The sequence below is a fragment of the Halorubrum sodomense genome (assembly GCF_900111935.1).
In the GTDB taxonomy this organism is placed as follows: domain Archaea; phylum Halobacteriota; class Halobacteria; order Halobacteriales; family Haloferacaceae; genus Halorubrum; species Halorubrum sodomense.
Genome location: NZ_FOYN01000001.1, coordinates 784,291 through 805,885, shown reverse-complemented (window position 1 = coordinate 805,885; position 21,595 = coordinate 784,291). Strand labels below are relative to the sequence as shown.

At 71.9% G+C, this 21,595-nt stretch carries 26 protein-coding genes; 15 read left to right on the top strand and 11 right to left on the bottom strand.

Annotation, left to right across the window (positions count from 1 at the left end; all coding sequences use genetic code 11):
• Window positions 1-117 precede the first annotated feature (117 nt).
• Window positions 118-438: a DUF2250 domain-containing protein gene (locus BM286_RS04150; RefSeq protein WP_092920309.1), complete on the top strand. Its 321-nt coding sequence runs from the start codon at window positions 118-120 to the stop codon at window positions 436-438.
• Window positions 439-470: 32 nt separating this feature from the next.
• On the opposite strand, the gene hmgA is transcribed toward BM286_RS04150, so the two are convergent.
• Together hmgA and BM286_RS04140 are read right to left on the bottom strand one after the other, a co-directional pair.
• Entirely contained in the window at window positions 471-1,694 is a 1,224-nt protein-coding gene (gene hmgA, locus BM286_RS04145) for a hydroxymethylglutaryl-CoA reductase (NADPH) (protein WP_092920308.1), read from the bottom strand.
• 91 nt (window positions 1,695-1,785) lie between these two features.
• Entirely contained in the window at window positions 1,786-2,259 is a 474-nt protein-coding gene (locus tag BM286_RS04140; RefSeq protein ID WP_092920307.1) for a GNAT family N-acetyltransferase, read from the bottom strand.
• A 209-nt stretch (window positions 2,260-2,468) separates the two neighbouring features.
• Here BM286_RS04140 and BM286_RS04135 point away from each other — a divergent pair, with 209 nt between their 5' ends.
• From BM286_RS04135 to BM286_RS04120, 4 genes are all read left to right on the top strand, one after another.
• On the top strand, window positions 2,469-3,359 hold the full coding sequence (locus BM286_RS04135; RefSeq protein ID WP_092920306.1) for a DUF502 domain-containing protein: 891 nt from the start codon (window positions 2,469-2,471) through the stop codon (window positions 3,357-3,359).
• On the top strand, window positions 3,356-3,799 hold the full coding sequence (locus BM286_RS04130; protein ID WP_092920305.1) for an archease: 444 nt from the start codon (window positions 3,356-3,358) through the stop codon (window positions 3,797-3,799). The genes BM286_RS04135 and BM286_RS04130 overlap by 4 nt, the downstream gene beginning before the upstream one ends.
• Before the next feature lie 67 nt (window positions 3,800-3,866).
• Window positions 3,867-4,409: a hypothetical protein gene (locus BM286_RS04125; protein ID WP_092920304.1), complete on the top strand. Its 543-nt coding sequence runs from the start codon at window positions 3,867-3,869 to the stop codon at window positions 4,407-4,409.
• A 98-nt stretch (window positions 4,410-4,507) separates the two neighbouring features.
• The gene (locus BM286_RS04120) at window positions 4,508-6,016 is read left to right on the top strand and encodes an RtcB family protein (RefSeq protein WP_092920303.1); all 1,509 of its coding nucleotides are present in this window, start codon (window positions 4,508-4,510) and stop codon (window positions 6,014-6,016) included.
• Window positions 6,017-6,053: 37 nt separating this feature from the next.
• Here BM286_RS04120 and BM286_RS04115 read toward each other — a convergent pair whose 3' ends face one another.
• The 3 genes from BM286_RS04115 to BM286_RS04105 form a co-directional block, all read right to left on the bottom strand.
• Entirely contained in the window at window positions 6,054-6,365 is a 312-nt protein-coding gene (locus BM286_RS04115; protein ID WP_092920302.1) for an MTH1187 family thiamine-binding protein, read from the bottom strand.
• Window positions 6,366-6,454: 89 nt separating this feature from the next.
• A complete protein-coding gene (locus BM286_RS04110; RefSeq protein ID WP_092920301.1) occupies window positions 6,455-7,390 on the bottom strand; it encodes an alpha/beta hydrolase in 936 nt (311 codons plus the stop codon).
• On the bottom strand, window positions 7,387-7,833 hold the full coding sequence (locus tag BM286_RS04105; protein WP_092920300.1) for a hypothetical protein: 447 nt from the start codon (window positions 7,831-7,833) through the stop codon (window positions 7,387-7,389). Before BM286_RS04105 ends, BM286_RS04110 begins: the two co-directional genes overlap by 4 nt.
• A gap of 240 nt (window positions 7,834-8,073) precedes the next feature.
• On the opposite strand from BM286_RS04105, the gene BM286_RS04100 reads away from it, so the two are divergent.
• From BM286_RS04100 to BM286_RS04090, 3 genes are all read left to right on the top strand, one after another.
• Window positions 8,074-9,129 (top strand): DUF4013 domain-containing protein, encoded by a 1,056-nt coding sequence (locus BM286_RS04100; RefSeq protein WP_092920299.1) that lies wholly within the window; start codon window positions 8,074-8,076, stop codon window positions 9,127-9,129.
• 25 nt (window positions 9,130-9,154) lie between these two features.
• Entirely contained in the window at window positions 9,155-10,222 is a 1,068-nt protein-coding gene (locus tag BM286_RS04095) for an mRNA surveillance protein pelota (RefSeq protein ID WP_092920298.1), read from the top strand.
• Between the two features lie 401 nt (window positions 10,223-10,623).
• The gene (locus tag BM286_RS04090; protein ID WP_092920297.1) at window positions 10,624-11,202 is read left to right on the top strand and encodes a hypothetical protein; all 579 of its coding nucleotides are present in this window, start codon (window positions 10,624-10,626) and stop codon (window positions 11,200-11,202) included.
• 22 nt (window positions 11,203-11,224) lie between these two features.
• Here BM286_RS04090 and BM286_RS04085 read toward each other — a convergent pair whose 3' ends face one another.
• The 4 genes from BM286_RS04085 to infB all read right to left on the bottom strand — a co-directional run bounded on the left by BM286_RS04085 (window position 11,225) and on the right by infB (window position 14,037).
• Window positions 11,225-11,551, bottom strand: a complete 327-nt coding sequence (locus tag BM286_RS04085; RefSeq protein WP_092920296.1) for a hypothetical protein — start codon at window positions 11,549-11,551, stop codon at window positions 11,225-11,227.
• Window positions 11,552-11,612: 61 nt separating this feature from the next.
• Complete coding sequence (locus BM286_RS04080) at window positions 11,613-11,792, bottom strand: hypothetical protein (RefSeq protein WP_092920295.1); 180 nt, start codon at window positions 11,790-11,792, stop codon at window positions 11,613-11,615.
• Window positions 11,793-11,853: 61 nt separating this feature from the next.
• Window positions 11,854-12,162, bottom strand: coding sequence for an amphi-Trp domain-containing protein (locus BM286_RS04075; protein WP_092920294.1), 309 nt, complete (start codon window positions 12,160-12,162; stop codon window positions 11,854-11,856).
• An 81-nt stretch (window positions 12,163-12,243) separates the two neighbouring features.
• On the bottom strand, window positions 12,244-14,037 hold the full coding sequence (infB, locus tag BM286_RS04070) for a translation initiation factor IF-2 (RefSeq protein ID WP_092920293.1): 1,794 nt from the start codon (window positions 14,035-14,037) through the stop codon (window positions 12,244-12,246).
• A gap of 222 nt (window positions 14,038-14,259) precedes the next feature.
• Between infB and BM286_RS04065 the strand changes: the two genes are divergently transcribed.
• From BM286_RS04065 to BM286_RS04055, 3 genes are all read left to right on the top strand, one after another.
• On the top strand, window positions 14,260-14,505 hold the full coding sequence (locus BM286_RS04065) for a PRC-barrel domain-containing protein (RefSeq protein ID WP_092920292.1): 246 nt from the start codon (window positions 14,260-14,262) through the stop codon (window positions 14,503-14,505).
• Window positions 14,505-14,963 (top strand): NOB1 family endonuclease, encoded by a 459-nt coding sequence (locus tag BM286_RS04060; RefSeq protein ID WP_092920291.1) that lies wholly within the window; start codon window positions 14,505-14,507, stop codon window positions 14,961-14,963. Before BM286_RS04065 ends, BM286_RS04060 begins: the two co-directional genes overlap by 1 nt.
• A gap of 102 nt (window positions 14,964-15,065) precedes the next feature.
• A complete protein-coding gene (locus BM286_RS04055) occupies window positions 15,066-16,166 on the top strand; it encodes a DUF2891 domain-containing protein (RefSeq protein ID WP_092920290.1) in 1,101 nt (366 codons plus the stop codon).
• Here BM286_RS04055 and uppS read toward each other — a convergent pair.
• A complete protein-coding gene (uppS, locus tag BM286_RS04050; protein ID WP_092920289.1) occupies window positions 16,163-17,158 on the bottom strand; it encodes a polyprenyl diphosphate synthase in 996 nt (331 codons plus the stop codon). The two genes, BM286_RS04055 and uppS, sit on opposite strands and share 4 nt — an antisense overlap.
• 65 nt (window positions 17,159-17,223) lie before the next feature.
• Between uppS and lwrS the strand changes: the two genes are divergently transcribed.
• The 4 genes from lwrS to BM286_RS04030 all read left to right on the top strand — a co-directional run bounded on the left by lwrS (window position 17,224) and on the right by BM286_RS04030 (window position 19,248).
• Window positions 17,224-17,607 (top strand): LWR-salt protein, encoded by a 384-nt coding sequence (gene lwrS / locus BM286_RS04045; protein ID WP_092920288.1) that lies wholly within the window; start codon window positions 17,224-17,226, stop codon window positions 17,605-17,607.
• 100 nt (window positions 17,608-17,707) lie between these two features.
• A complete protein-coding gene (locus BM286_RS04040; protein WP_092920287.1) occupies window positions 17,708-18,361 on the top strand; it encodes an HAD family hydrolase in 654 nt (217 codons plus the stop codon).
• A 34-nt stretch (window positions 18,362-18,395) separates the two neighbouring features.
• Complete coding sequence (locus tag BM286_RS04035) at window positions 18,396-18,740, top strand: PadR family transcriptional regulator (RefSeq protein ID WP_092920286.1); 345 nt, start codon at window positions 18,396-18,398, stop codon at window positions 18,738-18,740.
• A gap of 25 nt (window positions 18,741-18,765) precedes the next feature.
• Window positions 18,766-19,248: a CopG family ribbon-helix-helix protein gene (locus tag BM286_RS04030; RefSeq protein ID WP_092920285.1), complete on the top strand. Its 483-nt coding sequence runs from the start codon at window positions 18,766-18,768 to the stop codon at window positions 19,246-19,248.
• Between the two features lie 40 nt (window positions 19,249-19,288).
• On the opposite strand, the gene BM286_RS04025 is transcribed toward BM286_RS04030, so the two are convergent.
• Window positions 19,289-21,538, bottom strand: a complete 2,250-nt coding sequence (locus tag BM286_RS04025) for an AAA family ATPase (RefSeq protein ID WP_092920284.1) — start codon at window positions 21,536-21,538, stop codon at window positions 19,289-19,291.
• Window positions 21,539-21,595: the final 57 nt, after the last annotated feature.

Genomic DNA, 21,595 nt, shown 5'->3' with positions numbered 1-21,595 from the left:
AGACGGCCTCGGTCGGACCGGTCGGATCCCGAACACGTTCCGCAGATCGGCCGCGGCTCCCAGCGAGTGGGAACCGCCGGTGGCCCCTTTATCGTGACACACGTCACCACGTGTGAGATGGCCGCACCCGACGCGCAGCCGACCGACCGTTCGGCGGGAAGTGCCGAGGACGGGGGGAGCGACGATCGGATCGGTCCCGGCCGACAGTCGCTCACGCGCTCCGACGAGCGGCTGCTCTCGTACCTCGCCGACGTCGGTGCGGACTACCAGGCGTTCATCGCCGGGAACACGGGCCTGTACGGCGACCACGCCGAGTCGCGGCTGACCGCGCTGGAAGACGCCGGGCTCGTCGAGCGCGTCTCCGGCGAGGCGGTCTACCGGGTCACCGACGCGGGGCGCGAGGCGCTCCGCGACGACTGCCCGCGCTGGTCGGACTGAGAGAGGGAGCGTTCCGCGGGCGGCGGCGCTGCCTACCGGCCGAGCTCCTCGTGCGCCGACGAGAGGTGTCGCGAGCCGAGCGCCGCGAGCAGGGAGAGCTCGCCCGCGAGCGCGCAGACCGCGATCGACTCCGCGAGCGCGTCGGCGTTGCTGCCGGCCGGGTCGCCGCCGCCGGCGACGCCGAGGATCTCTAAGCTCGCCCGCTGGGTCGGCAGCTTCGTCCCGCCGCCGACCGTCCCGACCTCCAGGCTCGCCAGCGAGACGGAGACGTAGAGGTCGCCGTCGGCGGTCGTCTCGGCGGTCGTGATCGCGTTCGCCCCCTCGACGACCTGCGCCTCGTCCTGCCCGGTGGCGAGGAACATCGCCGCGACCGCGTTGGCGACGTGGGCGTTGAAGCCGAGCGCGCCCGCCTTCGCGGAGCCGACGAGGTTCTTCCGGGTGTTGATCTCCGCGATCGCCTCCGGCGTGGTGTGGAGGCGGTCCTCGACGACCTCGCGGGGGACCGTCGCGTCCGCGACGACCGAGCGGCCGCGCCCCTCGACGGCGTTGATCGCTGCCGGCTTCTTGTCCGAACAGAGGTTCCCCGACAGCGCGACGAGCGAGGCGTCCGTCTCCGCCTCCACCACGTCGCAGGCCTCCCGCGTCGCGATGGTGGCCATGTTCATCCCCATCGCGTCCTTCGTGTCGTAGCGGAACCGGCAGAAGACGTTGTTGCCGACGACGTACGGCGTCACGTCCAGCAGCTCGCCGTGGCTCGTCGTCGACTCCGCGGCCTCGGCGAGCGCGGGCTCGTTGTCGCGGACCCAGGCGACGAGCGCCTCGGCCTCGGCGACGCCCGCGACCCGGAACACGGGCGCGCGGGTCATCCCGCTCTTCGTCACCCGCGCGGTCGCGCCGCCGGCATCCTCGACGACGGAGCAGCCGCGGTTGATCGACGCGACCAGGGCCCCCTCGGTGGTCGCCAGGGGGAGGTAGCGCTCGCCCGAGCGCGCGCCGCCGTCGATCGTCACCGGCCCGGCGACGCCGACGGGGACCTGGACGCCGCCGAGGGTGTTCTCGATGTTCGAGCCGTGGACCGCGTCGGCGTCGAACGCGTACTCGCCGAGCGGGTCGAGGTCGGCGTCGGTCGCCTCCGCGACGAGTAGCCGGCGCGCGGCGGCCGCGGCGTCGGCGTCGGCGTGGTCTTCCAGCTCGTGGAAGCGGAGGTCGCCGTCGCGGACCCGAGTCGCGAGGTCCGCGGGAGTCGGTTGCGACATGCCGGCTCCTCCTCGCGGCGGGCGCTAATGACTGTCGGTTCGGTGGCCTTCCGGTCGAGCGGAGCCGACGGGGACGGCGAGGAACGACCGCCTACCGGCCGACGAACCCGGAGAGCCGCTCGCGGAGCGATTCCCCGCCGAGCTTGAGGTAGTAGGCGTCGCCGCCGTCCTCGTAGTAGTCGTCGATGCGGCGGATCACCTCGAAGCCGAGGTGCTCGTAGAAGCCGAGCGCCTGCCGGTTCGTCGTGCGGGCGTGGCAGGTCACCGACCGGTGGTTCTCCGCGATGTCGGCGACCAGCCGCTCGGCGTGGCCGCGGCCGCGGTGGTCCGGGTGAACGGCGAGAAAGAGGATGTAGCCGTCCCGGCGGACGGAGGCGAACGCGACGAGCCGGTCGTTCTCGACGAGCAGGTGCGCGGTCGACCGGCGGTACGCGTCGACGAAGAAGCCGCGTCGCTGTCGGAGGACGCCCTCCGCGGACCGAATGCGCTCTTTGAGCTCCCACGCGGCGGTCGCGTAATCGGACTCGCCGGGGGGGTCGGTCCGCTTCTCGACGTTGACGCTCACTGGGATGACCTAACACGCCAGCGGAATATAACTCCACCGCCAGCGGGGACCGTTGCGAGCGGCGATGCCACCGGCGAGCGCGGTTGCGAACGGCGACGCCACCGGCGAGCGCGGTTGCGGGGGCAGCCCTTCTCTCGGCGGGCCGGAGTCGATCCCCGCCGAATCCGCGACGGAAACGATTTTGTCGCAGTCGCGCGTGAAGACGGGTAATGACCGACGAGTCGTCGGGAGCCGAACTCCTCCGACGGGCGTTCCTCACGGGCGTCGCCGTCATCGTCCCCGCCGTCATCACGCTGATCGTCCTCACGTTCGTGTTCAACGCGGTGTACAACTACCTCGACGTGTTCTCGTCGGCGGTCGTCGCCGTGTCGCCCGGGAACGGGCTGCCGGTGATCAGCGTCATCTCTCGGGAACTCGCGATCGAGATCGCGACGCCGATCGTGTTCGTGGGCCTCATCCTCCTCATCGGCGCGGGCGTCGAGTCCTCGCGGTACGGCGAACGCGCCGTCGACTACGTCGACGACGCGGTCGAACGGCTGCCGGGCGTGGGCTCCGTCTACCAGGGGTTCCGGCAGATGAGCGACGCCATGCTGGACTCGGACGGCGGGAACTTCCGCGAGGTCGTCCTCGTCGAGTTCCCGACCGAGGACACGTACACGCTCGCGTTCGTCACCAGCGAGACGCCGGCCGTCATCGCGGACCACGCGGACAGCGAGGGCGAGGGGATGCGGACGCTGTTCATGCCGATGGCGCCGAACCCGGTGATGGGCGGCCACGTCGTCTTCGTCCCGGATCGGCGGGTAGTCGACGTCGAGCTGACCGTCGACGAGGGGATCCGCGCGCTGGTCACGAGCGGCGTCGCGCTAGAGGAGGTCGCGGCCGACCTCGACGACGTCGACTCGGAGGACCTCCGCGCCGGCGCGCCGGAGCGGACTATCGACGCGCGCTTCCCGGCCGACGAGCGGCCGGGGAGCGCCGAGGAGTCCCGCGCCGGGACCGAGGAGGGAAGCGACGAGCGGTATCGGCCCCGCGCCGGCGACGCCGGACTCGGCTCCGGGGACGGATCCGGCGGCGACGCCCGCGAGGGCGACGAGCGATGAGCCACGAACTGTGCGACCACACCGCAGATGTCGCCGTCGAGGCGACGGCCGACACGCTCTCGGCGCTGTTCGCGGCGGTCGCGGACGGCCTCACGGCCGCGAGCGCGGAGTCGATTCCGGCGGCCGGCGACCGGTTCGAACTCGCGGTCGCCGCCGAGAGCCGCGAGGCCCTGCTGTTCGACTATCTCGATCGGCTGATCTACGAGCGCGATGTCCGGCTCGTCCTCCCGGCCGACCACCGGTGTACGGTCGTCGAAGCGGAGGAGACGGACCGCCCGGACGGCTCCGGGGACGCCGAGGGGTGGCGGCTCGCGGCCAGCGCGCGCGGCGTTCCGCTCGACGCGGTGGCCGCCCGGGAGGTCAAGGCGGTCACCTACTCCGAGATGGCGCTCGAACGCCGCGGCGACGAGTGGTACGCGTACGTCGTCTTCGACGTGTGAGGCCGCGAACCCCCGTCCGACGCCCGACCTGAAAAACCGTTATATTTATCGAGTGCGTTGCTAACGTATGTCGCACTCAGATCGGAGCGAGGGGAGCGAATCGCCCGCCCCGGGTCGGCGCTGGCGCGCGGGGGCGGTCGGCGGGCTCGTCGCCGGCGCCGCGATGGGCGCCGTGTTACATTTCGGCCTCGGGCTCATGTCGACGATCGGCGCGCTGATCGGGGTCGAGACGGTCCTCGCCGGGTGGGCCGTCCACCTGTTCAACAGCGCGCTGTTCGGCGGGCTGTTCGTCGCCGTCTTCGACCGGCCGTTCTTCGCCGACCTGCGCGGGGACGTCGGCGGGTGTCTCTCGCTCGGCGTCGCCCACTCCGCGCTGTTGGGCGTGATAACCGGCGGCCTGCTGTTGCCGGCCGCGATCGCGATCGAAGGCGCCACCTCGCTGCCGGTGCCGACGCTCCCGGTGCCGGGACTGACGGCCAGCTTCGAGTTCGGCGCGGTCATCGCGGTCGCACACCTGCTGTACGGGCTGGTGCTCGGACGGGTCTTCGCCGCGTTCACGCTCGCGGACGGTGAGATCGGCTGGCTCCCGATCGATCCGGTCGATCGGTGAGATCGCGGGCGAGCGGACGGCCTCGGCGCCCGCGGAACCCGACGGCCCCCGCGCCCCGCTGACGCAACGCCCTTGCCTCCCCGCGTCGAACGCCGGGTATGACCACGCGCGAGTTCGACGGGATCCGGCTGGAGAAGGTGCGCGAGCACGTCTGGGAGATCCCCCGCGAGGGCGAGATGAACGTCCCGGCGCGGGTCCTCGCCAGCGAGAGCCTGCTGGAGGAGATCGGCGACGACGACTCGCTTCAGCAGTTGAAGAACGCGACCCACCTGCCCGGCATCGTCGAGCCCGCCCTCTGTATGCCCGACGGCCACCAGGGGTACGGCTTCCCGGTCGGCGGCGTCGGTGCGATAGACGCCCGGACCGGCTGTATCTCGCCCGGCGCGATCGGCTACGACATCAACTGCGGCGTCAGGATGGTGAGAACGAACCTCACCTACGACGACGTGCGCGGCCGCGAGGAGGAGCTCGTGGACGCGCTGTTCGAGGCGGTCCCCGCCGGGCTCGGCGGCGGCGGCGTGATCGACGGCGACGCCGACGCGATCGAGGGCGCCCTCGAACGCGGCGTCGAGTGGGCGGTCGAGGCGGGGTACGGGATCGAGAGCGACCTCGCGCGCTGCGAGGACGAGGGGCGGCGCCCCGACGCCCGCCCGGAGTACGTCTCCCAGAAGGCGACCGACCGCGGGCGCAACCAGATGGGGTCGCTCGGCTCGGGCAACCACTTCCTGGAGGTCCAGCGCGTCACCGACGTGTTCCGGGAGACCGTTGCCGAGGCGTACGGCCTCGAGGAGGACGGGATCGTCGTCCTGATCCACTGCGGGAGCCGCGGGCTCGGCCACCAGACCTGTACCGACTACCTCCGCCGGATCGAGACGGAGCACGCGGACCTCGTCGCGGAGCTCCCCGACAAGGAGCTCGCGGCCGCGCCGGCCGGGTCGGCGCTGGCCGAGGAGTACTACGGCGCGATGGGCGCGTGCATCAACTTCGCGTGGGTGAACCGCCAGCTGATCACCCATCAGGCCCGCGAGACGTTCGGCGAGGTGTTCGACGCCGATCCGATCGCGGACCTCGGGATGGAGCTGCTGTACGACGTGGCGCACAACATCGCGAAGAAGGAGACGCACGAGGTCGGCGTCGACGCCGAGGGGCGCCCCGCCCTCGGTGACGAGGCGGTCGACCGCGAGGAGCGCGAGCTGTACGTCCACCGCAAGGGCGCGACGCGGGCGTTCCCCGCGGGCAACGAGGACGTGCCCGAGACGTACCGCGACGTGGGACAGCCCGTCATCATCCCCGGCAGCATGGGCGCCGGCTCGTACGTCCTCCGCGGCGGCGACGAGTCGATGTCGGTCTCCTTCGGCTCGACCGCCCACGGCGCCGGGCGGCTGATGAGCCGGACGCAGGCGAAACAGGAGTTCTGGGGCGAAGACGTCCGCGACGACCTCGAGGACGGCCAGCGGATCTACGTGAAGGCGCAGTCCGGCGCCACCATCGCGGAGGAGGCGCCCGGCGTCTACAAGGACATCGACGAGGTGATCCGCGTCAGCGACGAGCTCGGCATCGGCGACAAGGTCGCCCGCACCTTCCCCGTCTGTAACATCAAGGGATGACGACGGGCGCGACCGCCAGCGGGGCCGCTGCGCCGGGTCAGCGCTCCCGCTTCGCCGCGCGTCCGAGGTGCTCCTCGACGGCGTCGACCTTCTCCGCGGCGGTCCCGTCGCTCGTCCGCTTGTCGTCGATCTTCAGCACCGTCGAGACGCGGTCACCGTCGACGGCGTCGTGGGCGGCCGCCGCGGCCGCGAACAGCGTCTCCGCGTCGTCGGCCTCGATCACGGTCCCCATCGGGTTCGTCTCGTAGCTCACGTCGAACTCGTCGAGCGCGGCGACGGCCTTCGCCACCTCCTCGGCCATGCTGTCCTCGATAACCGGTGCGACGCTCAGCATCGCGATGGCTGTCATACCCGGGCGTGCGCCGCGGGCTCACTTAAGTGGTCGCGCGAGCGGTCGGCCCGCCGTCGACCCGCGAGCGGGGGCGTCGCCGCGCCCGCTCACTCCAGCGCGTCGCGGAGGAAGGAGAGCTGGTGACCGATCGCGCCCTCGAAGTCGTCCCCGAGGACCGAGAAGTGGTCCGCGGGCATGGTGACGACGGTCCCTCGCGAGAGCCGCTCGCCGGCGGCGGCGACCGAGTCGGCGTCGACGATCGCGTCGTCGGTCCCCGCGAGCAGCAGCGTCGGGGCGTCTATCTCGTCGAGCCGCGTCACGGGCCGGTAGCCGACCAGGCCGAGCAGCGACCGCGCGGGGGTCTCGTTGCGCCACGCCGACTCGCGGTCGACGAGGTCGAGGTACTTCCGCTTCGTCCCCGGCTCGGTGATCGCCGCGCACTCCTCCGCGCCGCCGACGATGGGGACCGTGCGGCCGCGACCGACTCGGTGACCGAACAGGTCGCGGAGGCCCGCGACGCCGGAGCGGAAGAGGTACCGCCCGCCGCGCCGCGCGGCGACGGCGCGCCCGTCGAGCATCGGCACGAGCCCGACGACCGCGTCGACGTCGCGGCGCTCCGCGGCGAGCGTCAGGACGTGCGCGGCCGACAGCGACGCGCCCCACAGCACGAGGTCGTTCCCGACGCCGTCGACGCGCTCCGCGCGGTCGACCGCGCCCTCGTACGCCGCGCGCTGGCGGGCGAGGTCGACGGCCTGCGAGTCGCCGTCGGAGCCGCCGAACTCGGGGTGATCGAAGAGGAGCGCGGCGTAGCCCGCGTCCGCGAACCGCTCCGCGACGGCGGGGTAGCCGAAGGTCCGTTCCGCGCCGAGGCCGGGCGCCATCACGACGATCGGGGGGTCGTCCGCGTCGCCGCCGGGGAGGTACAGCGTCCCGCGACAGGTCGCGCCGTCGACGTCGAACGCGACCGCCCGGGTGGCGAACCGCTCGCGGGCCGGACGCGCGAGGCGGCGCTGCGCGCGGTTGACCGGATCGCGGCGGGTCACCGGTCGGCCTCCGCGTCGCTTTCGGGTCCGGTATCGGCCCCGCCCTCGCTCTCGCCGCCGGTCGCCGTGGCGTCCTCGCCCTCGGGACCGTCCGCGGGCTCGTGGCTCACGGTCTCTAACACGCGGCTCGAGAACTCCGTCTCGGATATCTCGTAGCTCATGAGCGCCTCGAACCACGCCGCCTCGGCTCGCCACGTCCCCAGGACGTCGCCGGGAGACCGAACGACCGTGCCCTCGACGCGGACCGGGTCCCACTCGTCGGCCTCCGCGCGGTCGATGAGCGCGTTGAGCGCGCGTCCGATCTCGCCGCGGTGGATCTCGCGGCCGGGGAACGCGGTCATGTACGTCAGCTCCAGCGGGTCGCCGCCGTCGATCGATTCGACGCTGACGCCGTAGCTCCTGAGCTCCGGCTCCAGATCGGCCGTCCGCTCGTCGCCGGTCATACCCGATCCGTCGGCGGGGCGGGATAAATCGGTACCGGCACGCGACGGAGACCCGTCTGGGGGAAGCGGAGCGCGTCGGGCAAAAGCCGCGGACGGGGGTTCGACCGCCGAAGGGCGGCCGCGGGTGGGTTGTCAGAGGCACACGATTGTCCCGCGCGGCCAGCCCATAATACTCCCCGGAGTGATATAAACGCTCGGGCCGGGGACCATTTATGCTGCTCCCGTTCTGTACCAAGTCACATGCTCACCGCGGCCGCGGCGGCGCTGGCGCGAACCGACGACGCGGCTGGCGTCGTCCTCGTGGGCGGCGCCGTGACCCTGCTCGCGTGGGTCCTGACGCCGCTGTGGCTCGTCGGCGTCCTCTTCGTCAGCCCGGCGGTCGCCGTCGCGGCCCCGGTCGCGCTCGCGCCGTCGCTCGTCGCGCGCGGCTACTTCGTCCGCGTCACGCGCCTCGCGGTCGAGGCCGGGAACGCGGACGGCGCGCCGTCGCTCGTCGCGTGGGGCGAGTTGGTCAGGGACGGCGCCAAGTCGGCGCTGCTGTCGGCCGTCCTCCTCGCACCGCTCGCTGGCGGCCTCGCGGTCGCCGGCGGGGGCGTCGCCGCGCTCGTCGCCGGCCCCGTCGACCCGGAAGCGACCGCGACGACCGTCGAATCCGCCCTCGGGCCGAACGGACCGGCCGCCGCCGCCGCGGTCGCCGGCGGGGGCGTCGCCGCGCTCGTCGGCGCGTACCTCCTCGCGTTCGCGTACGTCCGGCCGGCGGCGCTCGCCGCGTTCGCCGCGTCCGGGCGGCTCAGGGACGGACTGGATCCGCGGACGGTGGCCGGCGTGGCCGCGACCGGACCGTACGCCACCGGGTGGGCGCTCGCGGTCGGGGCGCTCGCGGTCGGCTACGCGGTCGCGGCGCCCGCGGCGCCGCTGGTCGTCGGGGTCGCGCTCGCGTTCGCGGCCCGCGTCGTCGCCCACGGGCTCTACGGACGAGGTGCGGCCGACGCCTTGGGGGGAGACGCGACGAGAGGCCCAGCCGCTCGGCCCGACCCCGACGAGCGCGGGGTTCACAGCACCGTCCGGTCGCCCGAGTCATCGCCGGTCCCGGTCGTGTCGGGCGACGGCGGGCGACCGATCCGGAGCGAGCCGTCGGCAGCGGTACAGGTCGGCCGCGCCGTCCCGATCGGTGACGGGAGCGACGGCAACGGAAACGACGGGACGGGTGCGGAGAAGGCGGCCGGGGCGAACGAGCCGGACGAAACCGGCTTCGAGTGGGGGTCGGTCCTGAACGACGCGGAAGACAAGAGTTGATACGGCCGCGAGCGAACCGACGGGCATGCGCATCTCCGAGCGGGGGTACGGCGAGGAGGGCCGGGAGCGGCTCACGCTGGTCCCCGAGAACGTGGACGACCTCTGGCACCTCGCGCACGTCCTCGAACCCGGGGACCTCGTCGAGGGCGACACCACCCGACGCATCCAGCGGAACGACGACCAGATGCGGGACACCGGCGGGCAGCGCGAGCACATCTTCGTCACGCTGGAGGTGGAGGACGTGGAGTTCGCGCGGTTCGCCAACCGCCTCCGCGTCTCCGGAATCATCGTCGGCTGCTCGCGGGAGGACCAGCTCAACGCCCACCACACGCTCAACGTCGAGGAGCACGACGAGATAACCGTCGAGAAGCATTTCAAGCCGGACCAGACCGAGCGGCTTCAGGAGGCGACGGAGGCCGCGGAGAACCCCGATGTGGCCATCGCGACCGTCGAGGAGGGCGCGGCCTACGTCCACACGGTCCAGCAGTACGGCACCGAGGAGTACGCCTCGTTCACGAAGCCGACCGGGAAGGGCGAGTTCTCCCGGCCGCGCGAGGAGCTGTTCGCGGAGCTGGGCGAGGCGCTCGCGCACCTCGACGCCGACGCCGTGATCCTGGCGGGACCGGGGTTCACCAAGCAGGACGCGCGCGACTACATCGACGAGGAGTACCGCGACCTCTCGGACCGGATCACCACCGTCGACACCTCCGCCGCGGGCGACCGCGGCGTCCACGAGGTACTCAAGCGCGGCGCGGTCGACGAGGTCCAGAAGGAGACTCGCATCTCGAAGGAGGCGAGCCTCATCGACGAGCTGACCGAGAACATCGCCAAAGAGGAGAAGGCGACGTACGGCCCCGACGACACCGCCGAGGCCGCCGAGTTCGGCGCGGTCGAGACGCTGCTCGTCGTCGACGAGCGCCTCCGCACGGAGCGGCAGGGGGACGGCGACTGGGACATCGACGTCAACGAGGTGATCGAGTCGGTCGAGCGGCAGGGCGGCGACGTGGTCGTCTTCTCCTCGGAGTTCGCCCCCGGCGAGCAGCTCGCCAACCTCGGCGGTATCGCCGCAATCTTACGCTACCGGCTCCAGTGAGCGGCTGACAGTCGAAATGCGGTGGCGCGTGCCTGCGAGGCCGCCCCGCGGCCGAGCAGCACGCGCGAGGGAGTCGGCCGCCCGGAGCGAAGCGGAGGGCGGCCGACGAGGCTGGGGAGGTGTGAGGTGCTGGGCGGTGCGGGGCGGGACTCGAAGGGGCAGCCGCGAGGGAGGCGCAGGCGACGCAAGCACTGGAAGGAGCGAGTGTAACGAGCGACTGAAGCGCGCAGCGAGCGTGCGCCTCCCTCGCGGCTGGGGCTTCGGCGGTCGTGTTCGAGTCGGTGAGCACGTATCACATAGCGGCCGAGCCTTCGGTGGCTCGGCCCACGAGCCGTCCGCTACGAAAGCAGTCACGTATAGCGGCCGTGACCTTATGAGAGCGCGTCGCCAACCCCGGGTCGATGGCGGACCGATCCGGCGGTGACGGGAGCGTCTCGACGACCGCCGACCCCGAAAGCGCCGACGACGTCAACGGCGATCCGATCTCGGCCGACGCCGAGGCCCTCCCCGACGACCCGGACGACGTCGGCGTCGACGAGGCGGTGAAACGCCGGCTCCGCGAGGCGTACCTCAACGACGAGGAGAACGTGCTGATCGTCACGCGGGTGCGCTCCGTCGGCGACCGCGTCGCCGTCGAGATGCGCCCGCCCCACGGCGACGCGACCCACACCGAGCGGTTCGACGCGCCCCGCGACGGGTCGCTTCGGGAGTCGAAAAAGTTCCTCGAATTTCTCGAGGCTGCGGGCGTCTCGCCGCTGGACGTCGACGAACTCGTCGGGACCCGGGTGCCGGCGACGTACGACCCGGAAACCGGCTGGCGCGTCGACCCAGAGTACCGCGGCGAGTCGGCGGAAGGCGGCGAAAACCGGTTCGCGGCGGCCCGCGAGTGGCTCTGGACCTACCGGGCGTGGCTCCTCGCGGCGCTGCTCGTCGGCGGCGAGTTGGCGTTCGTCGCGGTGATCATCCTCGTGTACGCCTGAGTCGAAGTCGCGGCGCGTCGGCTCAAAGCACGCGGAGTCGGTACCCCTCGGCGGCGGTCTCGTCGGTGACGCGCCCCGCATCCAGCGCCGCGTCGAGGACCTCGGCGACGAACTCCTTCGGCACCTCGACGCCGATGAAGTCGGTGCCTTCGCGCGCGGTCGTGAGCCGCGCCATTGTTCGCTTCGTACCGTCGTCGTTATAGACGCTCCCGACGCGCTCGCCGTCGCGGAGGAACCGCAGCGTCACGTCGGTCGGTTCGAGCGCGTCGAAGCGTACCTCGAACACCCGGTCGTCGCTCTCCAGCCGCGCGAGGATCGCGCCGTCGTGTTCGACCGCAGTAGTCTCCATACGTCGCCTACGCGCTCGACACACATAACGGCGACACGCGGTCGACGGTCGCGCTCGGGCGTCAGTCCGAGTCCTCGGCGTCCAAGTAGCCGATCACCGCCTGCGGCGCCGCGACGGAAACGAATATCAGCACGCCGATCAGGAGGTCGTCGCTCAGACTGGTCGCGACGCGACCGCCGTACGCCAACGCCAGCCCGGCAGCCATGAACAGGAGGACGACCGCGTTCTCTCGGGAGACCATGCGCGTCGCTGACCGCTCGAACGACAAATACTCTGTGGGGCGGTACTCGACGCCGCGCCGCTCACTCGACGGTCGGCGCCTCCTCGTCGGTCGTCCCCGGGATCTCGAGTTCGATCTCGAGCGCCCGTTCGCCGTACCCCTCGTACTCGACCTCGAGTTCGACGGGCTCGCCGAACGAGAACGGGAGCGTCCACTCGTCGCCGGTGAGGGTGAGCTCGTCGCCCTCCTGAAGCTGCTCGCCGACTTCGACGAGGAAGCGGCCGGCCTCGGCGGCAGTCAGGCGGTACTCCTGTTCGAAGTCTCGGCCCTCCCTGATGAGGGTCAGGTCGTCTTCGGGCTCGTCTCGCGAGTCGGTGTCCGTCGCTGTCATCCCCCGCTGATTGCCGGCGCACGCGAATAAGCCGTGCGGTGAGGGGGTCGACCGTGCGGTGAGGAGCCTCGACCGCGCTCGTCACTTCCCCCAGAACGGGTCTCGCTTGCGGCGCGTGTCGAGGTACCCCTGGAGCGCCTCGCGCTCGTCCGCGGTGATCTCCTCCTTCAGCTCCTGTTCTAAGATCTTCGCGTGCTTCTCGGGCACCTCGGTCCAGAGCGTGTCGCCCTCCTCGATGTCGCGGCCGACGGTCGGCCCGTCGATGGCGATGCTGACGCGCTCGCCCGAGCGCGCCTCGTCGACGTCCTCGCCCTGCTTTTGAATCCCGGAGAGGCCGCCGACGCGCTCGAACTCGTTGCCGTCGAAGAAGCCGACGTTGCGGTTGTTCTGGAGCGTACCCGAGATGACCTCGACGCCGACGACCGCGGGGTCGTTCTGCCGGAACGTGTGGTCGGGGAGGATGCGGAAGCGGGCGGGGCGCACGACCTTGTCCAGCACCGTCTCCTGTTGCGCGCGCTGCTTCTCCTCGACGTAGCGCTCGTAGTCCTCGACCAGCTGGTAGATGACCTTGTTCTTGAACAGCTTCACGTCCGCGTTCTCCAAGTCCGACTCCGCGTTCTGGAGGAGGTCGACGTTGAAGCCCAAAATCGCCTTGTGTTCGTCCTGGTTCGCGGTCTCGGCGACCGCGATGTCGCGCGGCGCGATGTCGCCGACCTCGGCGCGGAGGATCGGGACCTCCGCCTCGCGGAGTGCGTTCGCCATCGCCTCCAGCGAGCCGAGGGTGTCCGCCTTGACGACGACGCCGTTGTCGGCGGTCTCGACCTCGATCTCCGCGAGCTCCGCCTTCACCTCCTCGACGACCTGATCGACGGTGCGGTCGCGGACGACGCGGACCGGCGCGCCCGCCATCGCCTCGTCGAGGTCGGGCGCGGCGATCTTCACGCCGGCCGCGGCGCCGATCTCCCCGACCTTCTCGAACTCCTTTTCGGTGCGGATCTCCGCGAGGGGGCGCGGGCGGAGCAGCGCGCGGACCTCGGTGACGATCGGCTCGTCTTGCCCCCCGACGACGACGGTGTCGCCGTTGCGGATCACGCCGTCGTAGACGACGGTGTCGACGGTGGCACCGAACCCGCGCTCGTCTTTCACTTCGAGGACCGTCCCCTCGCCCGGCCCCGTGACGTCGATCGCCATCTCCTCTTTCATGAACCGCTGGGAGAGGCCCATCAGGACGGTGAGGAGGTCCGGAACGCCCTCGCCGGTGAGCGCCGACAGCGGGACGACGCCGATGTTCTTCTGGAAGTCCTGGACGCGCCAGTAGAGGTCCGCGGAGAACCCGGCGTCGGAGAGCTGACCGATGATCTCGTAGAGGTTCTCGTCGAGCATCGACTTCGCGCGCTCGGACTGCGCCTCCATGCTCCGCTGGATCGGCTCGCCGTCCTGCGGGTTCCACCCGGGCGTCGTGTCGACCTTGTTGGCGGCGACGACGAAGGGGGTGCCCGTCCGGCGGAGGATGTCGATCGCCTCCTCCGTCTGCGGCTGGAAGCCGTCGTTGACGTCGACGACGAGCACCGCGATGTCGGCGAGCGCGCCGCCGCGGGCGCGCAGCGTCGAGAAGGAGTGGTGGCCCGGCGTGTCGATGAACAGCAGGCCGGGGAGGTCGAAGTCGGACGGGTCGATGAGCTCGCCCGCCATCCCGGAGATGGTGTCGAGCGGGATGTCCGTCGCCCCGATGTGTTGGGTGATCGCGCCGGCCTCGCCCTCGCTGACGGCGGAGCCGCGGATCGTGTCGAGCAGGCTCGTCTTGCCGTGGTCGACGTGGCCCAGCACGGCGACGATGGGGGTTCGCAGGGTGTCCGCGTGTGTGTGGTCGGTCATATGTGATCGCCCCGAGAAGGTTATACCGTCTCTTCTGCCCGGCCGTCAGTTAAGCCTTTCAAAATGCCGCGACGAACCGCGACGGCGGAGCCGGACCGTCCGGTCGTGGTTCGGCCGGTCGTGGTTCGGCCGGTCGTGGTTCGGCCGGCGACGAGCGCTCTCGCGTCGGTCGCCCGTCCGACGCCCCGTGGCGTTTAATACCGTCGCCCGGGACCGTGAGGTATGGTCGACATCCTCGCGGAGAACCTCTCCGGGAAGGCGGTAATGAGCGCCGACGGCACCGAACTCGGGGACCTGTACAACATCACGATGAACCTCGAGTCCGGAGAGCTGAACCACCTCCTCGTCAGCCCGCACGAGCAGCTCAGGCCCGAGCGCGTCGACTTCGAGGTCGACGAGATGGGGCGGCTCCGCGTCCCGGTCGCGAACGTCCAGGCGGTGAAAGACTACATCGTCGTCGCCCGCTGATGCAGGTCCTCGACTCGTCCGCGTTCATCCACGAGTACACGACCGACGACGACGTTGTCTCCATCCCGGCGGTCCACGACGAGCTCACCGGCGAGGTTGCCCTCCGCTTCGACGCGATGGAGGGTTCCGGAATGACCGTCCACGTCCCGGCGCCGGAGGCGGTCGACCGCGTCCGCCGCGCCGCGAAGGGGTCGGGCGACGCCGCGGAGCTGTCCGACACCGACGTCCGGCTGATCGCGACCGCCTTAGAGCTTCACGCGACGCTCGTCACCGACGACTACGCGATGCAGAACGTCGCCGAGCGGCTCGACCTCCCGGTGGAGGCCATCGCCCGCGACGGCATCTCCGAGGAGCGCGAGTGGCGCTTCCAGTGCGTCGGCTGTAACCGCACCTTCGACGAGAACAAGGAGCGGTGTCCGATCTGCGGCAGCGACCTGACGCGGAAGAACCCGGCGTGAGCGGGCCGAGAGCGTAGCGACGTCCGAACTGAAACTGATTCTGCGTGCCGGCGTCCCGCGGGCGACCGACCGATTGAACAGGCGCCCCGCCGACCGCTCGTCATGAACGCCTTCGAGGAGCTGTCGCCGGACGCGCTCCGCGCCGGACGGGCGGACGCCGTCGACGACGCCGTCGCGACGGCGCTGGCCGCCCACCCGCTCGACGGGGTCGAGACCGAGTATCCGCACTATCAGGGGGTCGTCGAGGGGGCGGAGGCGCCGCCGCGTCCCGCCGAGAGGCACCCGGTCTTTTACGGCTGTTTCGACTGGCACTCCGCGGTCCACAGCCACTGGGCGCTCGTCCGCGCGCTGCGGCTCGTCCCGAGTCACCCGAACGAGGCCGAGATCGCGGCGGGCATCGAGGGGCGGCTGACCCCCGAGAACGTCGCCCGCGAGGTCGCGTACCTCGACGAGAACCCCGGCTTCGAGGAGCCGTACGGCCGGTCGTGGCTGCTGCGCCTCGCCGCCGAGCTCGCCCTGTGGGACGACCCGCGCGCCGACGCGTGGCGCGAGACGCTCCGCCCGCTCGAAGACCGGGTCCGCCGCGGGACCCGCGAGTCGTTCCTCGGGATCGACCGCCCGCACCGCGTCGGCACGCACGGCAACACCGCGTTCGCGCTCGCCGGCGTCCTCGACTACGCGCGGGTCGTCGGCGACGCCGACCTCGAACGCGAGGCCGAGGCGACGGCGCGCCGGCTCTACGGGGACGACACCGCCGCGGTCGTCGGCGCGGAGCCGGTCGGGTGGGACTTCCTCTCGCCCGCGCTGACGGAGGCGGACCTGCTGCGCCGCGTCCTCGATCCCGACCCGTTCGCGGCGTGGCTCGACGGCTTCCTCCCGGACCTCACCGCGCCGCCGCACGACGCGCTGCTGTCGCCCGTCGACGTCGAACCGGACGAGGGCGACGGCGCCGCGATACACCTGATCGGCCTCAACGTCTCCCGGGCGTGGTGTCTCGCGGGGCTGGCTGACGCGCTGGCAGAGGGGGACGGACCGGCGGCGGCCCGGCTCCGCGAGCCGCTGGACGAGGCGGCGCGCCGTCACGCCGAGGCGGGGGCCGCGGACGTGCTCACCGACGACTACGCGGGGTCGCACTGGCTCTCCTCGTTCGCGCTGTACCTGCTGACGCGGCGCGAGGACGGGATCGCGCCGGGGGCGTGTTAGTCGGCCCCCGTGGAGTCCGCGGCGTCGCCGTCGATCCGACCGCCCGAGTCGCCGTCGCCCGGACCAACGCCGTCGCGTTCGGTGATACCGAGGGCGTCGTCGGAGAGGTCGCTCCCGTCGAGCCGGGGGACGCGCTCGCGAAGCCGAGCGGCCGCGGCGCGGGCCTCCGCGAACTCCACCTCGGCCAGCGCGCGCACCAGCGCGGCGGCCCGCTCCGCCCGGGCCCGCTGCCACGACTCCTCTCGCGACTCGTAGGTGCGGATCGCGCGCAGGAAGTCGGCCTCGGAGAACTCCGGCCAGTACGGCGCACAGAAGTAGACGGCGGCCTCGTTGCCGTTCGCGTGCCACGGGAGGAAGTTCGAGGTGCGCTCGTCGCCGCCGGTGCGAACGATCAGGTCCACGTCGCGGATCGGGCGGTCGTACAACCGGGATTCGACGGCATCGATGTCGACGTCTTCCGGGTCCATCTCGCCGGCCTCGACGTCGCGGGCGATGGCGCGCGCGGCGTCCAGCAGCTCGGTCCGGCCGCCGTACGCCAGCGCGACGTTGAGCGTGAAGCGGTCGTTGTCGGCGGTGCGTCGCTCCGCGTAGTCGACCGCGTCGCGGACGCGGGGCGGGAGCCGGGGCACGTCGCCGATGGCCCGGACGCGAACCCCCTGCTCGTGGACGCGGTCGGCGTCGGCGAACTCGCGCAGCTTGTGTTCCAACAGGTCGAAGAGGGGTTCCAGCTCCTCGTCCGGGCGAGCGAAGTTCTCGGTGGAGAAGGCGTAGAGGGTGAGCTCCGAGACGCCGAGGTCGGCGCACCAGTCGAGGACGCGCTCGGTGGTGTCGGCGCCGGCGCGGTGGCCCTCGGGCGCGTCGTCGCCGCGCTCGCGGGCGTACCGCCGGTTGCCGTCCTGGATGACGGCGACGTGGTCGGGGACGTCGTCGATCTCACGGCGGAGGTGTCGCCGGTACGCGCGCCCGACGAGCCCGCGGAGTCGGTCCAGCATCTTCCCTGACACAGACGGCCGAGCGGTATGTACTTTTACCCTCCGAGTCCCTCTCGCCTCCACGGATGGAGGCCGCGTACGTCTTCCGCGTCGGCGTCCGGCTGGATCCGCCGGCCGCAACCGTCGACCCCGATCGGTTCGAGACGACGATGGAGATACCCGCGGACGACCCCGGAACCGACGGCTGGCTCTTCTTCCGCGACCGGCTGTGGCGCGGCGAGATCGGCGACGAGCCCTCGTTCCGGCGGCCGGCCGAGGAACGGCTGGGGATCTCGGACGCCGCGGGCGTCGAAGTCGCCGCAGCCGACTTCCGCGAGCTCCGGACCGACGAGGCGTACCTGGACGCGCTGAAGGCGGCGGTCGCCGACGACCTCGGCCGGTTCAACGCCGACTCGGTCGACGAGGTCCTGCGCAAGTACCTCGGTTCGTCCGTCCACGTGCGGGAGTGAGCGGTGACCCTCTGAACAGGACCAGGCGGACGGCCGCGGCCGCGACCCGGGCAACCGAACCCGCAACGCACTTGCCGGCCCCCGACGTACGGTGAGGTCGATGGCCCTCGCCGACTACGATTTCCACCTCTTCGACCTCGACGGGACCCTCGTCGACGCCGAGTGGGAGTACACTCGGACGGTGTTCGACCGCGTCGGCGACCGGCTGGGCCGCGAGTTCTCCGACCGCGAGGCCCGCGTCCTCTGGAACGGTCTCGGCGGCTCCCGCGCCGAGACGCTCCGCGAGATGGGGGTCGACCCCGACGCGTTCTGGCCCGCGTTCCACGCCGTGGAGGACCCGGTCGCCCGCGCGGAGGCGACGTACCTCCACGACGACGCCGCGCGCCTCCTCGACCGCGTGAGCGAGGTCGGCGGCCCGACCGGCCTCGTGACCCACTGTCAGGAGTTCCTGGCCGAGCCCGTCCTCGACCGCGTCGGCCTCGACGGCCGGTTCGACGCCGTCGTCTGCTGTACCGACGAGACGGGCTGGAAGCCCGATCCCGGTCCGATCGAGGCCGCGATGGGCGAACTCGGCGTCGACCCGAACCGGGGCCGCGGCTACTACGTCGGCGACGGCGAGAGCGACGTGGCGGCCGCCTGGAACGCCGGTCTCGACGCGGTCCACGTCGAGCGCGTCGGCCGCGACGAGCGCGGGCGGTGTATCCTCGGCGACCGGCGCGTCGACCGGCTCGACGAACTGGTGGACGCGTCGTGAGCGATTTGTTGCGTTCCGGGGCGAGGCGCGACCCATGACGAAGTGGTTCCACAGCGGCCGGCGCCGCGACCTCTGCGCGCTGCTGTACGACCACGGCGAGCTGCGCGCGCAGTCGCTGAAGAGCCGGCTCGAATCCCACTACGACGAGCGGATCGACCCCGGCTCCTTCTACGGGACCCTCTCCGCGCTGGTCGAGGCCGGCTACCTCGACCGCCGAACCGAGGGCATCGCGGACGTGTACGCGCTCACCGAGACGGGCGAGACAGCGCTGCTCGACCACTACGCGTGGCTCGGCGATCGGATCGAGGGAGGCGGAGGGCCGGGGGCGCGAGGCGCGAACCCGCCGACGGACGGCGGCGGTTCGGACCTCAACGATTAACAACTCCGGCGGCGTGAGTTAATATATGACGGTCGTCAGCGTGTCCATGCCGGAGGAGTTGCTCAATCGGATCGACCGGTTCGCCGACGAACACGGGTACACCGGCCGCAGCGAGGTCGTTCGCGAGGCCTCTCGGAACCTCCTCGGGGAGTTCGAGGACGCCAAGCTGGAGGACCGGAGCCTGATGGCCGTGGTGACGGTGCTTTTCAACTACGAGACGACGAACGTCGAAGAGCGGATGATGCGGCTGCGACACGAACAGGAGGGGATCGTCGCCTCGAACTTCCACAGCCACGTGGGGTCGCAGTACTGTATGGAGCTGTTCGTGCTGGAAGGCGAGCTGGCGGAGATATCGACGTTCGTCGGGAAGGTCCGCGCGACGAGGGACACGCTCACGGTCGATTACAGCGTCACGCCCGTCGACGAGTTCGGCGCCGGCGCGCTCGGAGAGGGGCACGCGCACGGACCCGGGCCGGACGACGAGACCGCTGCCACCGAGGAAGACTGAGGGCGGCGCGGGTCAGGCGGTCCGGACCGCGCTGTCTCGGTCAGGCGGTCCGCGGGCGGACGGACTCGAGCGCGGCGTCGAAGTCCTCGCCGGTAATTCCGACCTCGTCGGCGTGGTCGTTGGCCGCCTCGCCGTGTTCGTCTGCGACGCGCTCGATTGCGCGCATCGCGGCCGCCCGCGACAGCGAGGCGATCTCCGCGCCGGAGTACCCCTCGGTCTCGTCGGCGACCCGCTCCAAGTCCACGTCGTCGGTCAACGGCTTCTCGCGGGTGTGGACCTCCAGGATCTTGCGGCGCGCCTCGCGGTCCGGTTCGGGCACCTCGACGTGGGTCTCCAGGCGGCCGGGGCGGAGCAGCGCGGGATCGAGCGCGTCCCGCCGGTTGGTCGCCGCGAGAACGACGAGGTTCGGATTGTCGCTGGCGCGGTCGAGTTCGGTCAACAGCTGCGAGACGACCCGCTCGCTCACGCCGGAGCCGTCGCCGCCTGCCGCGTCGCGGTCGGTCGCGACCGCGTCGATCTCGTCGAAGAAGACGATCGCCGGCGCGGCCTGGCGGGCGCGGTCGAACAGCTCGCGGACCGCCTTCTCCGACTCGCCGACGTACCGATCGAGCAGTTCGGGGCCGGCGACCTGGATGTAGTTGACGCCGCTCTCGCCGGCGATGGCGCGCGCGAGCAGCGTCTTCCCGGTGCCCGGCGGCCCGTGGAGGAGGACTCCGGTCGGCGGGTCGGCGCCGGCCGCGTCGAACAGCGGGCCGTACGACAGCGGCCACGTGACGGCGCGTTCCAGCTCCGCCTTCGCGTCGTCGAGGCCGCCGACGTCGGCGAAGTCGGTGGTCGGCTGCTCGGCGACGTACTCGCGCATCGCGCTCGGCTCGACGTTCGCGTGGGCGGCCTCGAAGTCCGCCTTGCCGACGGTCACGTCGTCGAGCGCGCGCGAGTCGGACTCCCGTGCGCGGCGGAGCGCGGTCATCGCCGCCTCCTGGGCGAGCCCCTCGATGTCGGCGCCGACGAACCCGTGCGTGCGGCTCGCGATCCGATCTAAGTCCACGTCGTCCGCGAGCGGCATCCGCCGCGTGTGGACGTCGAGGATCTGCCGACGGCCCGCCTCGCCGGGGACGCCGATCTCGATCTCCCGGTCGAACCGCCCGCCGCGCCGCAACGCCGGGTCGATCGTGTCGACGCGGTTGGTCGCCCCGATGACGATCACGTCGCCGCGGGCGTCGAGCCCGTCCATCAGCGAGAGCAGCTGGCCGACGACGCGGTTCTCCACGTCGCCGCCGTCGTCGCGCTTGCCCGCGATCGAGTCGATCTCGTCGAAGAAGACGATCGCGGGGGCGGCCTCGCGGGCCTCCGCGAACTTCTCGCGGAGCTTCTCCTCGCTCTCGCCCTTGTACTTCGACATGATCTCCGGCCCGTCGACGGTGACGAACGTCGCGTCGACCTCGTTGGCGACGGCGCGGGCGATCAGCGTCTTCCCGGTGCCCGGCGGCCCGTGGAGGAGGACCCCCTTCGGCGGGTCGATCCCGAGCCGGGTGAACACCTCCGGCTCGGAGAGGGGGAGCTCTATCGTCTCCCGGACCAGCTCCAGCTCCTCGTCGAGGCCGCCGATGTCCTCGTAGGTCGCGCCCGCGGTGTGTTCGGCCGGCGGGGAGTCACTGGCCTTCGGGCGCGCGCCGTCGCCGGGCGGGTCGGCCCCCGAGCCGGCGCCGGTCGCGGGTCCTCCGGCGCTGTCGCCCCGGGTCTTCGCCGGCGCGTCGGCGTCGCCGCTCGCCGGCTCCGCGTCGCCCTCGTACTCGACGGACACGTCGGTCGAGGACGTTATCCGGACCGTCCCCGCGGGCGCGGTCCGGGCGACCACGAAGCGGAGCCCGCCGAGCCGCTCGACGTGGACGGCCTCCCCCTCGGTGACGGGGCGGTCCCGGAGCTCGCGGGAGAGCGCCCGTTCGACCACCTCGCGGCTCACGTCGACCTCGGCGAGGCGGCCGGGAGCGGTCAGCGTCACGCGCTCCGCGTCGGAGACGTCGACGGGGGCGATGGCGACGGTGTCACCGACCTTCACGCCGGCGTTCGCGCGGGTGTCGGCGTCGATGAGCACGGTGCCGTCGGCGGCGTCCGGGCCGCCGGGCCACACCTTCGCGACCGCGGTGCGCTCGCCGCGCACCTCGATTGTGTCGCCGCTGAGGAGGGCGAGCCGCTTGCGGGCCGACTCGGGGAGCCTGGCGATGCCCCGGCCCGCGTCCCGCTTCTCGGCGGCACGCACCGTGAGCCGGAGCCCTGCGGTGTCGTTCATACCGCGTCGTTCTCGCCGGCGGCTCTTTACGCTTGTCCGGTTCCCTCCCCGTCATCG

Coding starts and splice junctions, on each gene's coding strand:
- BM286_RS04150 (WP_092920309.1), top strand. CDS start 118: ATGGCCGCACCCGACGCGCAGCCGACCGACCGTTCGGCGGGAAGTGCC.
- hmgA (WP_092920308.1), bottom strand. CDS start 1,694: ATGTCGCAACCGACTCCCGCGGACCTCGCGACTCGGGTCCGCGACGGC.
- BM286_RS04135 (WP_092920306.1), top strand. CDS start 2,469: ATGACCGACGAGTCGTCGGGAGCCGAACTCCTCCGACGGGCGTTCCTC.
- BM286_RS04130 (WP_092920305.1), top strand. CDS start 3,356: ATGAGCCACGAACTGTGCGACCACACCGCAGATGTCGCCGTCGAGGCG.
- BM286_RS04125 (WP_092920304.1), top strand. CDS start 3,867: ATGTCGCACTCAGATCGGAGCGAGGGGAGCGAATCGCCCGCCCCGGGT.
- BM286_RS04120 (WP_092920303.1), top strand. CDS start 4,508: ATGACCACGCGCGAGTTCGACGGGATCCGGCTGGAGAAGGTGCGCGAG.
- BM286_RS04115 (WP_092920302.1), bottom strand. CDS start 6,365: ATGACAGCCATCGCGATGCTGAGCGTCGCACCGGTTATCGAGGACAGC.
- BM286_RS04105 (WP_092920300.1), bottom strand. CDS start 7,833: ATGACCGGCGACGAGCGGACGGCCGATCTGGAGCCGGAGCTCAGGAGC.
- BM286_RS04100 (WP_092920299.1), top strand. CDS start 8,074: ATGCTCACCGCGGCCGCGGCGGCGCTGGCGCGAACCGACGACGCGGCT.
- BM286_RS04095 (WP_092920298.1), top strand. CDS start 9,155: ATGCGCATCTCCGAGCGGGGGTACGGCGAGGAGGGCCGGGAGCGGCTC.
- BM286_RS04090 (WP_092920297.1), top strand. CDS start 10,624: ATGGCGGACCGATCCGGCGGTGACGGGAGCGTCTCGACGACCGCCGAC.
- BM286_RS04085 (WP_092920296.1), bottom strand. CDS start 11,551: ATGGAGACTACTGCGGTCGAACACGACGGCGCGATCCTCGCGCGGCTG.
- BM286_RS04080 (WP_092920295.1), bottom strand. CDS start 11,792: ATGGTCTCCCGAGAGAACGCGGTCGTCCTCCTGTTCATGGCTGCCGGG.
- BM286_RS04075 (WP_092920294.1), bottom strand. CDS start 12,162: ATGACAGCGACGGACACCGACTCGCGAGACGAGCCCGAAGACGACCTG.
- infB (WP_092920293.1), bottom strand. CDS start 14,037: ATGACCGACCACACACACGCGGACACCCTGCGAACCCCCATCGTCGCC.
- BM286_RS04065 (WP_092920292.1), top strand. CDS start 14,260: ATGGTCGACATCCTCGCGGAGAACCTCTCCGGGAAGGCGGTAATGAGC.
- BM286_RS04060 (WP_092920291.1), top strand. CDS start 14,505: ATGCAGGTCCTCGACTCGTCCGCGTTCATCCACGAGTACACGACCGAC.
- BM286_RS04055 (WP_092920290.1), top strand. CDS start 15,066: ATGAACGCCTTCGAGGAGCTGTCGCCGGACGCGCTCCGCGCCGGACGG.
- uppS (WP_092920289.1), bottom strand. CDS start 17,158: ATGCTGGACCGACTCCGCGGGCTCGTCGGGCGCGCGTACCGGCGACAC.
- lwrS (WP_092920288.1), top strand. CDS start 17,224: ATGGAGGCCGCGTACGTCTTCCGCGTCGGCGTCCGGCTGGATCCGCCG.
- BM286_RS04040 (WP_092920287.1), top strand. CDS start 17,708: ATGGCCCTCGCCGACTACGATTTCCACCTCTTCGACCTCGACGGGACC.
- BM286_RS04035 (WP_092920286.1), top strand. CDS start 18,396: ATGACGAAGTGGTTCCACAGCGGCCGGCGCCGCGACCTCTGCGCGCTG.
- BM286_RS04030 (WP_092920285.1), top strand. CDS start 18,766: ATGACGGTCGTCAGCGTGTCCATGCCGGAGGAGTTGCTCAATCGGATC.
- BM286_RS04025 (WP_092920284.1), bottom strand. CDS start 21,538: ATGAACGACACCGCAGGGCTCCGGCTCACGGTGCGTGCCGCCGAGAAG.